General features: G+C 49.1%; 12 protein-coding genes. All 12 read right to left on the bottom strand.

What is annotated here, in order from left to right:
• Window positions 1-123 precede the first annotated feature (123 nt).
• Window positions 124-852, bottom strand: coding sequence for a RecX family transcriptional regulator (locus AC0YOA_RS32560; protein ID WP_475790136.1), 729 nt, complete (start codon window positions 850-852; stop codon window positions 124-126).
• A gap of 145 nt (window positions 853-997) precedes the next feature.
• Entirely contained in the window at window positions 998-2,056 is a 1,059-nt protein-coding gene (gene recA / locus AC0YOA_RS32555) for a recombinase RecA (protein WP_210041079.1), read from the bottom strand.
• Window positions 2,057-2,260: 204 nt separating this feature from the next.
• On the bottom strand, window positions 2,261-3,523 hold the full coding sequence (locus AC0YOA_RS32550; protein WP_475790135.1) for a competence/damage-inducible protein A: 1,263 nt from the start codon (window positions 3,521-3,523) through the stop codon (window positions 2,261-2,263).
• A gap of 82 nt (window positions 3,524-3,605) precedes the next feature.
• Window positions 3,606-4,184: a CDP-diacylglycerol--glycerol-3-phosphate 3-phosphatidyltransferase gene (gene pgsA / locus AC0YOA_RS32545; RefSeq protein ID WP_210041083.1), complete on the bottom strand. Its 579-nt coding sequence runs from the start codon at window positions 4,182-4,184 to the stop codon at window positions 3,606-3,608.
• Window positions 4,185-4,186: 2 nt separating this feature from the next.
• Window positions 4,187-5,512 (bottom strand): 30S ribosomal protein S12 methylthiotransferase RimO, encoded by a 1,326-nt coding sequence (gene rimO, locus AC0YOA_RS32540; protein WP_475790232.1) that lies wholly within the window; start codon window positions 5,510-5,512, stop codon window positions 4,187-4,189.
• Window positions 5,513-5,653: 141 nt separating this feature from the next.
• On the bottom strand, window positions 5,654-6,145 hold the full coding sequence (locus AC0YOA_RS32535; RefSeq protein WP_475790134.1) for a YajQ family cyclic di-GMP-binding protein: 492 nt from the start codon (window positions 6,143-6,145) through the stop codon (window positions 5,654-5,656).
• A 117-nt stretch (window positions 6,146-6,262) separates the two neighbouring features.
• Entirely contained in the window at window positions 6,263-7,231 is a 969-nt protein-coding gene (locus AC0YOA_RS32530) for a RodZ domain-containing protein (protein ID WP_475790133.1), read from the bottom strand.
• A 17-nt stretch (window positions 7,232-7,248) separates the two neighbouring features.
• Window positions 7,249-8,013, bottom strand: a complete 765-nt coding sequence (locus AC0YOA_RS32525) for a DUF3388 domain-containing protein (RefSeq protein WP_379112710.1) — start codon at window positions 8,011-8,013, stop codon at window positions 7,249-7,251.
• A gap of 139 nt (window positions 8,014-8,152) precedes the next feature.
• Entirely contained in the window at window positions 8,153-8,404 is a 252-nt protein-coding gene (locus AC0YOA_RS32520) for a DUF3243 domain-containing protein (protein WP_210041089.1), read from the bottom strand.
• Window positions 8,405-8,564: 160 nt separating this feature from the next.
• Window positions 8,565-9,296 carry an elongation factor P 5-aminopentanone reductase gene (gene ymfI, locus AC0YOA_RS32515; protein ID WP_475768398.1) on the bottom strand — a complete coding sequence of 244 codons (732 nt, stop codon included), beginning with the start codon at window positions 9,294-9,296 and terminating at the stop codon, window positions 8,565-8,567.
• A gap of 14 nt (window positions 9,297-9,310) precedes the next feature.
• Window positions 9,311-10,597 carry an EF-P 5-aminopentanol modification-associated protein YfmH gene (gene yfmH, locus AC0YOA_RS32510; protein WP_475790132.1) on the bottom strand — a complete coding sequence of 429 codons (1,287 nt, stop codon included), beginning with the start codon at window positions 10,595-10,597 and terminating at the stop codon, window positions 9,311-9,313.
• 4 nt (window positions 10,598-10,601) lie between these two features.
• Window positions 10,602-11,882, bottom strand: a complete 1,281-nt coding sequence (gene yfmF / locus AC0YOA_RS32505; protein WP_475767668.1) for an EF-P 5-aminopentanol modification-associated protein YfmF — start codon at window positions 11,880-11,882, stop codon at window positions 10,602-10,604.
• Between the last annotated feature and the right edge of the window lie 91 nt (window positions 11,883-11,973).

The following is an 11,973-nucleotide window of genomic DNA, read 5'->3' as shown; positions in this document are numbered from 1 at the left end:
CAGCCGGTTTTTAACCCGATCCATACATAGCATTTTGACGAAATAAATCGTTTCGAATCAATTTTTGGAAGAAAAATCGACTCTGGAAGAAGGAATACACACTCATTTTATCTTTTGTGAAAATCAATTGTCAAGGGTATGCCCGTTTTCGTCGTCTTCACCGGACCGGCTTGCCTCGTTAACGGCCTGTTTAACCACCGCGCTCGGGAATCCTCTGCGCAGCAGAAATGCCATCAGTTTCCGTTTTCGGTCCCGGATTTCCCCTTTCACATAAGGCCATTTCTTCTTGGCTGCGCGTATTGCAACCTCGGTCTCCATCTGCGAATCAAGTCCCTGAGCGGCCTCCTTAGCTGTACCGCTGGCTATGCCGCGATGCGTCAGCTCCTGCTGCAGCAGTCGTCTTCCCTTTAATTGGCTTCGCATTCGCTGCTCGGCAAACTGATTGGCATAGGAGATATCATCGACCAGCCTCTCGCCTTGCAATCTCGCCAGAGCTTTGCCGATTGCGGATTCATCAAGCCCTTTGCCAGAAAGATAACGCGAGATTTCCTTCTCGGTGCGTGGCCTTGGCCCCAAATAAATCAATCCCAAAATATAAGCGCGATGATCATTGTCCTTCTCCACAATCTGCTTCAGCTCATGCGGATCAATCTGCCTCCCCTTCAAAAGCCTGTGCGTGACAATTAAATCTTCGTGAACAGAGGTAAAGGGCTCATCATTGCCATCCATATACAAATGGTAACGCCGCTTGTCCTTGCGTTCCTGTTCAATAGCGGTTATAAGCAACATACCTGCCTCGGTTTGTTCTTCCTGCTCTTCTTGCTCATCTTGCACCCGTTCATCATCCTTCATCTTATGGCTGCTCCTTCCCTGCCATTTCCCTTGAGCTTCTCCCTAAAATGAATGGCATCAAATAAATAAGTTCATGTTCTATATCATGCAGAAAAGCACCTGCGAAGGTGCTCTTCCGAATCTATTCACAGCCAAGGGTAAATAGTTATTCCAACTCGAGATCAAGATCCAGCTCGTCTTCGTCCTCATCATCCACGGCAGAAGCTGTGAGCGCGGCGGCTGACAAATGGCTTGCTTCCCGAATTTGATTCTCGATTACTGTTGAAGTATCAGCGTGATCCTTCAGGAACTGCTTGGCATTCTCCCGGCCTTGTCCCAAACGTTCTCCGTTATACGAGAACCAGGCTCCGCTCTTCTGTACAATATCCATCTCAACGCCGATATCGACAATGCTGCCTTCCTTGGAAATACCTTCGCCATACATGATATCAATCTCAGCCTGTTTAAAAGGCGGGGCTACCTTGTTCTTAACGACCTTGATACGGGTCCGGTTGCCGACAATGTCATTACCCTGCTTGATGGATTCAATACGGCGCACATCAAGTCGAATTGTGGAGTAGAATTTCAATGCGCGTCCACCAGGGGTCGTCTCTGGATTACCAAACATAACGCCAATTTTCTCACGCAGCTGATTGATGAAAATCGCGATGGTCTTGGATTTGCTGATGGCGCCTGACAGCTTACGCAGTGCTTGCGACATCAATCGCGCCTGCAGGCCGACATGGGAATCTCCCATTTCACCCTCGATCTCGGCTTTGGGCACAAGTGCCGCAACCGAGTCAATAACAACAATATCCACTGCGCCGCTGCGGACGAGCGCCTCAGCGATTTCGAGTCCCTGCTCACCGGTATCGGGCTGGGAGAGCAGCAATTCATCGATATTAACGCCAAGCTTGCTGGCATACAGCGGATCAAGAGCATGCTCCGCATCGATGAAAGCGGCTTGTCCACCCACACGCTGTACCTCAGCAATGGCGTGAAGAGCTACTGTCGTCTTACCGGAGGATTCCGGTCCGTACACTTCAATAATCCGGCCTTTGGGCAAGCCGCCGATACCAAGAGCAATATCCAGGGCAAGGGAACCAGTGGATACTGTTTCCACTTTCATATGATTCGACTCCCCGAGTTTCATGACGGAGCCTTTCCCGAATTGTTTCTCTATTTGACGTAATGTCGTTTCAAGCGCAGCGCGACGATCTGACAACGCGTTCACATCCTTCATTATTTATAATGTAATGATACCTTGTTTCTCCTCTAATGACAATAGTTTTTACGAACATATATTCTTATTTTTTTCATCGGCCGATGAATGAAAAAAAGAACCGCAGCAAAGTGATCTTCGCCACGGTTCTTCCGTCAACTAATGACGATTATATTTCATTTTCCGTATTCTGACAAGCATAAATCATCATCTGCCCGGCTGTTCGGCAGACAGCAGCTGCCAGAACCTGTACAGGAGCGACTTCACCGATCTCACTCTTATAATATCGCGCGTTCCGCTCAGCTGCGCCTTATGCACAATTGTCGGTTTGCCGCGCTCGGCAATCCCAAAATAGACCAGACCGACAGGCTTGCCTTCAGCTTCACTCGGGCCTGCAACCCCGGTGAGCGACAAGCCGAAGTCGCAATCCGTCAAATCTCGCACCCGCTCCGCCATAAGTGCTGCCGTTGATTCAGATATGGCGCCAGGCGCGCCTGCTCCTTCCAGCTGGGACAACGGGATGCCCAGCAGCAGCTGCTTCATCTCGTTGGTGTAGGTAACGACGCCACCGACGAATTCGCCGCTGCTTCCCGGCAGCGTGGTCACAAGCTCAGCCAGCAGCCCTCCTGTAAGACTTTCGGCACTGGCAAATTTGCGTCCCGTTACTCTAAGCAGGCGTATGACCGCTTCCTCGAGGGGAATATCCTCGTTCGCAAACAAATATTGGCCAACACGCTCCTTTATCTGCAGCTCCGCCTGATCCAGTCTGGAGTCCGCCTCATGCAAGGAGAGCGCTTTGGTGGAAAGTCGGATGGCTATCTCACCTTCTTTGGCATACGGGGCAATTGTAGGGTCGGACTGGACCTCGATCAAATCAATAATCGCCTGCTCCAGACTGGATTCTCCAATGCCGGCAAATTTCAGCAGACGGGAGAAGAGCCTGCGTTCCTCGCCCATTACGCTTCGCAGCCAGGCTTTGGCCGGACCGTCAAACATCGGCTTCATTTCCCGGGGCGGCCCTGGCAGCAGCACATAATAAGTACCCTCGACAATAAAAGCGTTGCCTACAGCAAGACCGGCGTCATTCACGAGCGGATCGCTGCCTTCAATCTGATTCGCCTGCCTGCGGTTGCTTTCCACCATATGCATGCCGCGCGAAGTGAACAGATTCTCAATTTTCACCATGGACGGCTGATGAATCGAAATTCCGCGGTTCAAGTAACCGGCAAGCGCGTCCTTGGTCAGGTCATCCTGGGTCGGTCCAAGTCCGCCCGTAAATACGATCAGATCGGCCCGTGTGCGGGCAATCTCGACCGCCTGCACAATACGGACGGCATTATCCCCCACTACCGTCTGAAAATAGACATCGATTCCCAGCTCGGCAAGGCCTGTTGAAATATAGGTGGCATTGGTGTTCACCGTTTGACCCAGCAATAGTTCCGTTCCGACTGCTATAATTTCAGCGCGCATATAATCCGCTCCATTCCATTAGGTAATGAAAAGCACCATTCCCATGTAATGACAGAGAATGATGCTTTACAAACAAATTGTCCTACTCCGTAAGCGGAATAAGATTTTTATTCTTGATGAAATAATCAATTCCCGAATAGACCGTAATAAGGGCAGCAGCCCAGCTTGAAATAAGATCGAATCGGAAATCGAGAAACGTAAACGGAAAATTATTCAGCAGCAAATCGATGATCATCGTAATTTGCACGGCTGTTTTCCACTTGCCCCACGTACTCGCCGCCAGCACCTTGCCCTCCAGCAGCGCAATTTGGCGAAGCCCGGTCACCGCAAATTCGCGGCTTATGATCACAATTGCAATCCAGGCATCCAGCTTATCCATTTCGACAAGCGAAATAAGCACCGCCGCCACAAGGAGCTTATCGGCTAATGGATCAAGCAGCTTGCCCAGGTTAGTCACGATTTTGTTCTTGCGTGCGATATAACCGTCTAGTCCATCCGTACTGGCCGCAACGATAAATATTAATGCAGCCAGGATCTGATTCCAGGTTATCGAGAAGTCATCAAAGCTAAGCGGCTTTAAATCCACATTGATGAGCAGCAAAAACATAATAATCGGGACTAAAAATATGCGAATCAATGTGATCCGGTTGGCTAAATTCACGATTATAGCCCCTCCCCGGACATATCAAATTCATAGGCATGCGTAATGCGCACTCTTTGAATTTCGCCAATTCCAGCCGTGCAGTTGGAAATAAAAACTTCACCGTCAATTTCCGGCGCATCATAAGGCGAACGACCCACGTAGACGTCACTGCGGCCATCGTAGCGCTCAACAAGCACTTCAATATCATTGCCAACGTATTTGCCGCTGATTTCCTTGGATACCTGCCGCTGGATTTCCATCAGGGTATTGGCTCTCCACTCGATCACTTCGCTTGGCACATGATCCGGAAGCCGGACAGCCGGCGTATCTTCCTCGCTTGAGTAGGAGAACACACCCAGCCGGTCAAATTTCATTTCCCGGACAAAATCGCACAGGCGGTTAAAGTCTTCCTCGGTTTCCCCTGGAAAACCAACGATAATTGAAGTACGCAGGGCGACATCCGGAATTCTGGAGCGGATTTTGGCTACGAGCTCCCTTGTATCACGCTGCCGGCCAGGTCTGCGCATCCGCTTCAGGATGGAATCCTCACTATGCTGCAAAGGCATATCAATATAGTTGCAAACCTTTGAATTGGATGCAATCGTATCAATCAGCTCATCCGTGAAAAATCCCGGATAGGCGTAATGAAGCCGGACCCAAGCAATGCCTTCCACCTCGCTGACACGATTAAGAAGCTCCGGAAGCATGAATTTGTCATACAAATCCGTTCCGTAGTTCGTTGAATCCTGTGCAATCAAGCTGACTTCCTTCACGCCTTGATCTGCAAGCATCTGAACTTCGTTTACAATGGATTCGATAGACCGGCTGCGGAACTTGCCCCGCATAATCGGTATCGAGCAGAATGTGCAAGCATTATCGCAGCCTTCCGCGATTTTCACATAAGCGGTATAACGGGGAGTGGTAACCAGACGAGGAAGCTTCTGGTCATAGTCAAAAGCAGGATTGCCTACCTTGACCGGTCTCTTCCCGCGGAGTGCCTCATCAACGATATCGGTAATGTGATGAAAATCACCCGTTCCAACGATGCCGTCTATTTCCGGCATCTCTTCCATCAACTGCTTCTTATAACGCTGAGTCAAACACCCGGAAACGATAAGCGCCTTCAGCCGGCCCGTCTGCTTGAACTCCGCCATATCCAGAATCGTATTAACCGATTCTTCCTTGGCCGCGTCAATAAATCCGCATGTATTGACAATAATTACAGTAGCTTCATCAGCCTGATCGACAAGCTGATAACCGCGTTCATCGATTAATCCAGACATAATCTCTGAATCGACCAAATTCTTTTCACAACCTAATGTTACAACTTTCACTCGTTCCGTCATCATGTATCCCCCAGATTCCTCCGAAAAGCTATCTCAACAAGTATAATACAAGGCCCAAGGCGTGTCAAAACAGGAAAAAGTCCTTTCCCACGCGCTCTCAGGCGTTAAAGAGGACTTCATCCACGTTCACAGCAAAAAAAGTTATCGGTAGTTTGTGAATTGCAATTCTATTTGCAAATCCGCACCGCGGAGCAGCGCCATTACAGCCTGTAAATCATCGCGGCTTTTGCCGGTAACCCGGATTTGATCTCCCTGTATCTGGCTCTTCACCTTCAGCTTGGAATCCCGGATAAGGATATTGATTTTTTTTGAAATATCCTGCTCAATCCCCTGACGCAATTTAACCCGCTGCCTGACCGAAGAGGCGGAAGCAGATTCGACTTTGCCAAAATCCATGTTTTTGATGGGCACGCCGCGTTTGATCATTTTGGATTGCAATATATCAATGACGCTCTTTAGCTTGTATTCATCGTCGGAGACAAGCATGATGTCTTCTTTCTCAAGCGAAATTTTGCTTTTGCTTCCTTTGAAATCAAATCGGGTCTCAATCTCTTTCTCTGCCTGGTTGATCGCATTGGCTAATTCCTGCATATCCACCTTTGAAACAATATCGAATGCACTTTCCGAACTCATTTTCGTAAGCAGCTCCTTTTTCCAATTATTACTTGAACCGTATTATAACCGATCCTTATGTATAAGAAAAGACATCCATCCTGGAAGTCCACAAGGATTGGATGTCTTCAATCTGATTTATTCACTTTCCTGGCTGTCATCCTGTGTTCCCTCTGCTATATCCTGCGATTGCCCGTTTTCACCGGAATCATCAGCAGGGGTTAACAGCATTTTGTGAGATCCGGTTTGATCCTTGTCATCGATCAGAACGCCGTCAATCGTCACCTCGACGAGGTTGGCATGGGCTATATTGATATAAATTTTACCCTCAACTTCGGCTGAGCCGGTCTCCCCATCCTGAAGGGTTTTCTGGTAAAGGCTTTTGCCCGATACGCTGTTCTGATTAATTCCCACCCAACTGCCTCCTCCTGTGAGCTTGAAGGTCACAGTGTGCGTTCCTGCGCTCGGAGAGTAGAAGAAATAATCGGTTTTTCCGGAAGAACGGTCTAATGTCAGTCCAATTTTTTCAGGCGTTTCTGGAGTGTTATTCGGAGTTGAGTCATCAGTGCCCGTATTCGTACCATTTCCCTGGTCCGTGGTTTGACCAGGCTCGTTCGTGTTGGTCGTCCCCGATGGATCGGCAGCGCCTCCCGTAACTGGCGGCTCCGTTTTGTCCGTCATTCCTGTTTGATCAACAGATTCGGTACCGTCCCCGCCGGGTCGGTTGATAGCGAAAATGTACACAACCACAACAATAAGCAGCAGAAAGGACCACATGAGAACGCGGAACCCAAACCGGCTCCAGCGGTCGGAGGCTTGGGTTTGGGCGCGGCGCGGCCGCTGTACAGGTTCGGCAATTTGCTCTGGAGCTGCCGATGGAATTTCCCTTTGATATAAGCGCAGCACTTCTTCAGCATCAAGACCAACATTTTCGGCATAATTTTTTACAAAAGCGCGCACATAGAATGTACCCGGCAATACGGAATAATTTCCTTCTTCAATAGCTTCCAGGTAATGCTTGCGTATCTTTGTCAAATCCTGAATATCATCCAATGACAGCCCGCGCTGCTCACGCGCCTTGCGGAGTAAAGCGCCCAAATCCGACATGACCACACCTCCTATTCTTAAAATTCATGAAATCCGGATGTAAACAGATCGTATGAAATCTCTTCATCCGGCGTATTGCGCAGTTCGATAATATAATCAAAAGCACTGTAATCATATTCCGACTCTTTAATAAACATATCGGGATGTTCAATTACCTTCGTTGAGGGCATAGCCATGATCTCCTGAAGAAGAGCATGATGTTTCTCATTGGAACGCACCGTGCTGACGATCCCATCGATAATAAAAATATTATTCGGATTCATTTCTTCCTCGGACAATTGGCTGCGGACAGTCTGACGCAGCAAGGTTGAAGAAACGAATGTCCATCGTTTATTGGAGCATACACTGCCCGCAATGATAGACTCCGTTTTGCCTACCCGCGGCATGCCGCGAAGCCCGATGATTTGATTGCCGTCACGCTTGAACACTTCACCCAGAAAATCCACCAGCAGCCCAAGCTCGTCTCTTGTAAACCGGAATGTTTTGCGGTCATCCGAATCACGTTCAATATAACGGCCATGACGTACAGCCAATATATCAACTAACTTGGGCTCTCTGAGCTTCAGCACGGTGATATTGTCGACCTTTTGCAGCATTCTGCCAAGAATTTCGATCTTCTCTTCATCATTCGTCTGCAGCAGCATGCCTCGCGTCCTATTTTCTACCCCATTAATCGTGACAATATTGACTTCCAGCATACCAAGCAATGAAGCGATATCCCCCAAAAGTCCCGGTCGGTTTTTATGTATTTTATATTCCATATACCATTGTTTAACTTCCAAATTTGACACCTCATTCGAGGAAATAAGTTCAATCGTTCAAGAAAGATTATTCTACAATATTCGCCATATTCCTGCAACACATCTATAAAAGATTGCAGAAAAGCCCCCTTCAAGGGAGGCTCTTCCGCAAGCAATCTGCTTACGATCTTTGTACAAGCTTGACCATCAGCCCGGCGATGGTTTTGCGTTCTTCTTCATTGCCGACTTCCCAAATTTCTTTGAGCGCCTGCTCCTGCTCATTCTTGGGATCGACCTTCTCGCCAAGGAAAGCCCCGATTTCATAAGCAAGATCCGAAATGGATTCCTCGCTCAAACCGATTTTCTTTCCCTGCTCCACCCGACCGGCCAAGAACTTTTTCCATGTGTCGAAATTAGAAAGGACGTTTGACATGTGTTTGACGCCTCCTCTGCGTGTTAGCCGTTATCCGGCAACATAACGTATTTTGCGCGCAAAGGTTCTTTCTTATACGACGAATTTAACCGCCATAAAGTTTCGATTCCTTGAAAATTCGCCATATGACCCCTTGAACTCAAAGTTAATTCCAAGTTGGTCAAGTGAGCCATCCGCCGTTGGGACTGATGATCTGCCCTGTAATATACGCCGATTCCGGCAGGGCCAGAAAATAGACCAGAGAGGCAATTTCATCAGGTTGTCCAAGTCTTCCCGCCGGGATTTCCATCTCCAGCGCTGAAATCTCTTCAGCCTCCAGGTTATCGAGCATCACTGTATTGACAGCGCCCGGAGCGACTGCATTAACGGTCACGCCGGAAGGCGCAAGCTCCTTGGCCAGCGCCTTCGTAAATGCATTCATACCGCCTTTGGTTGTGGAATACAGCACCTCGCACGACGCTCCCGATAACCCCCAAATCGAAGACACATTAATAATGCGCCCAAAACGCTGGGTTACCATAGCGGGCATAAAAAGCTGGGTACATAAAAACATGCCTTTTAAATTAACCGCCATCACGTCGTCCCATTCTTCCTCCGACACATCGGCAAGCATCCCATTATGGGATATACCAGCATTGTTGACGAGGATATCCGGTATCATGCCGCGAGCATCCAGCTTCTCCTGCATCCGCAGCAAATTCTCCTTTGAGCGCAGATCAGCCGAGACGGTGGTCACATTAGCCGCACCAAGAAGCATGCAGCTTCTGGCTGTTTCATTGGCCGCCTCATGAGCTTCATTGTAATGGATCACGACATTCATGCCTTCCTTGGCAAAGCGACGCGACACTGCCGCGCCAATCCCGCGGCTTCCCCCGGTCACGAGCACCGTCATCTCATTTAATGTTTTCAAAGTGGAGCTTTGGCCACGATCGAAACTGCCATGCGGTCCCAATTGAAATGCTCACGCAGCCGTTCGTTGACTTCCTCTAAAGTAATGCTCTCATATATAGGCACCAGCTTGAACAAATCGGCGCCGCGGAACCGATAACGTGTAAACTCTCCGGCAATCGCTTCGGGAGAATTCAGCATGCGGAGATAGCCACCGATCTTTTTGCGGCGTGTCCGTTCGAAAGCACTTTCCTGAAGTCCGCTTGCACGGGCTGCTTCAATCGCTGCCTTGAGCCGCGCCAGCAGCTCGTCAGGGTCTGGGGTCTCTCCGCCGATCACTGAGAATGCATAATCCTCGCTGCTGTTATATTCATGACCGAAGGAATCGGAAATCAATTTATCGTCATACAGTGTGTTATAGATCGGAGAGCTGGAACTGAGCAACGCATCCAGCATCAATTTGGTTGTCAGCTCTTTGCGGAGAAGTCCGGCCGGCTCCAGCGGCTTGGGGTCCTCTTTAAAACCGATCATGCATTTTGGCATGGATACGGGCAGAACAGCTGTTTTGCGTGCTTTCTTGACGGATGTAGGCTCGGGATCAAAAAAGCGGTTGATCGCCCCCTGCGGCTCGAAGGATTTCCGGGCCTGGTTACTCCGTACAAGCTCCATCACCTTGCCTGGATCAACTCCTCCAACAATGAATAAAAACATGTTGGATGGATGGTAAAAGGTTTCATAGCAGCGGTAAAGGGTCTCCTTGTCAATCTTTCCGATGGATTCCGCCGTTCCGGCGATATCGATGTGAATCGGATGATTGTTGTACAAGGCGTCGATCAGTCCAAAATAAACACGCCAGTCCGCATTATCGCGGTACATGTTGATTTCCTGCTCGATGATGCCTTTTTCTTTCTCCACATTTTCATCGGTAAAATAAGGGTTCTGTACGAAATTCACCAGCGTTTCCAGATTCGCCTCAATCTGCTCCGTTGCGGAGAACAAGTACACCGTACGGTCAAAGCTGGTATACGCATTGGCCGACGCTCCCTGGGAAGCGAATGTGGCAAACACATCGCCCGTTGGCTCCTCGAACATTTTATGCTCAAGAAAATGGGCAATTCCATCCGGTACGGACACCGGCTCCTCTCCGCCAACTGAAAAGCGGTTGTCTACCGAACCATAACGCGTTGAAAATGTGGCGTAGGTTTTGCTGAAGCCTGCTTTCGGTAAAATAACAACCTCCAGTCCATTCGGCAGAACTTCCCGGTATATCGTTTCTTGAACGCCTGGATAAGCTAATGTTTCCACAGGCTTAGTCCTCCTTCCCGTCGCGCAGGAAATATATCGTATCCAGCTCTGTTTTTTGGGCAATAGCCGCAATCTGCCCGGCAGTTACCGCCTGCACCTGGCGCATCAGTTCATCTGCAGAACGCTCGCGCCCGGTTAAAATTGCATTGAAATCGAACCCAATCATCTCATTGGCGGAGTCCTGCAGCTCACGAAGGTGATTGGCAATCATCGCCTTGGTCTGATTCATTTCCAGATCGCTGTAGGTACCGGTTCGCATGCTCGCCAGCTGCTCCTCAATGATAGCGGTCGCTTTGTCGAAATTATCGATTTCAATACCGGATTGTATGGTGCAGATGCCTTTATGCCCATCCAGACGGGAAGCCGCATAATAGGCCAGGCTTGCTTTTTCCCTGACATTCAGGAACAGCTTGGAATGCGGATAACCGCCCAGTATCCCGTTATACATCAGCGCTGCAGGGTAATCCTCATCACCGTACGAGGTATTGATCCGCAGGCCCATATTGAGCTTGCCTTGACTGACATCCATCCGCTCAATGACGGTTCGCACATCGGCAACCTTACGCGCAACAGGCGGCATCGTGTAAGACGACGGTGTCCCTGAACCTGTCTGGAAAGCTTCTGCTACAAGCGATTTGACTTCTTCAAGCGTCGTATCCCCAACCACATACAAATCGAAAGCAGCTTCGGATAATAAGGATTGATATCTCTCTGTTAAACTTTGCGGCGTTATGGCATCAATATCGGCCATTTGGCCAAGCGGATGAAGGCGGTAAGGCTCGTCGCGGCACATTTCCTCCAGACAGCGCTCCGCTGCGTAACGGATTTTATCGTTAATGATCGCTTCGAGACGTTTGCGCAGCGTCTCTTTCTCGGCCTGGACGTATTTATCGCGAAAATATCCATTCTCCACTGCCGGTGCAGTCAGCACCTCACCAAGAAATTTAAGCGAGGAAGCCAGAAGCGGCTGCTCGGAAGAAACAAACCGGTCATTGATAACATCCATCCGGAACTGGATGATTTGCGAATCTCCACGCTTGTACACGTCGAATCCGAAACCTGCGCCATAAAGCTCATCCAGACGTTCGCGGAATGCGATAGTCTCGGGTGTAGAAGCGGTGCCGCGCCGCAGCACGAATGGTATCAATGCGTTGGCTGTCACTGTTGCTTCCGTTAAGGGAGACCCCATATAAAGCGAAATGGAGAATGTCTTGAATCGTTGTGTCGGTAAGACGTGCAAACGTATACGGTTAAGCTGTCCTCGTTCAAATGCAGATTTGGTCACGCCTCGCGTCCCCTTCCGCTAATAGTTTCTTATTCCTAAGTCAATCTATTCCATTTTTCAAAGCTCTATTCCATTCTAACTGATGAGAAAT

The organism is Paenibacillus sp. JT22N12, assembly GCF_056269365.1.
This window is presented reverse-complemented; position numbering and strand designations above follow the sequence as displayed.

What these genes read in the sequence shown, in the direction of transcription:
- AC0YOA_RS32560 (WP_475790136.1), bottom strand. Translation starts at nt 852, where the DNA reads ATGAAGGATGATGAACGGGTGCAAGATGAGCAAGAAGAGCAGGAAGAA.
- AC0YOA_RS32550 (WP_475790135.1), bottom strand. Translation starts at nt 3,523, where the DNA reads ATGCGCGCTGAAATTATAGCAGTCGGAACGGAACTATTGCTGGGTCAA.
- rimO (WP_475790232.1), bottom strand. Translation starts at nt 5,512, where the DNA reads ATGACGGAACGAGTGAAAGTTGTAACATTAGGTTGTGAAAAGAATTTG.
- AC0YOA_RS32535 (WP_475790134.1), bottom strand. Translation starts at nt 6,145, where the DNA reads ATGAGTTCGGAAAGTGCATTCGATATTGTTTCAAAGGTGGATATGCAG.
- AC0YOA_RS32530 (WP_475790133.1), bottom strand. Translation starts at nt 7,231, where the DNA reads ATGTCGGATTTGGGCGCTTTACTCCGCAAGGCGCGTGAGCAGCGCGGG.
- AC0YOA_RS32520 (WP_210041089.1), bottom strand. Translation starts at nt 8,404, where the DNA reads ATGTCAAACGTCCTTTCTAATTTCGACACATGGAAAAAGTTCTTGGCC.
- ymfI (WP_475768398.1), bottom strand. Translation starts at nt 9,296, where the DNA reads ATGACGGTGCTCGTGACCGGGGGAAGCCGCGGGATTGGCGCGGCAGTG.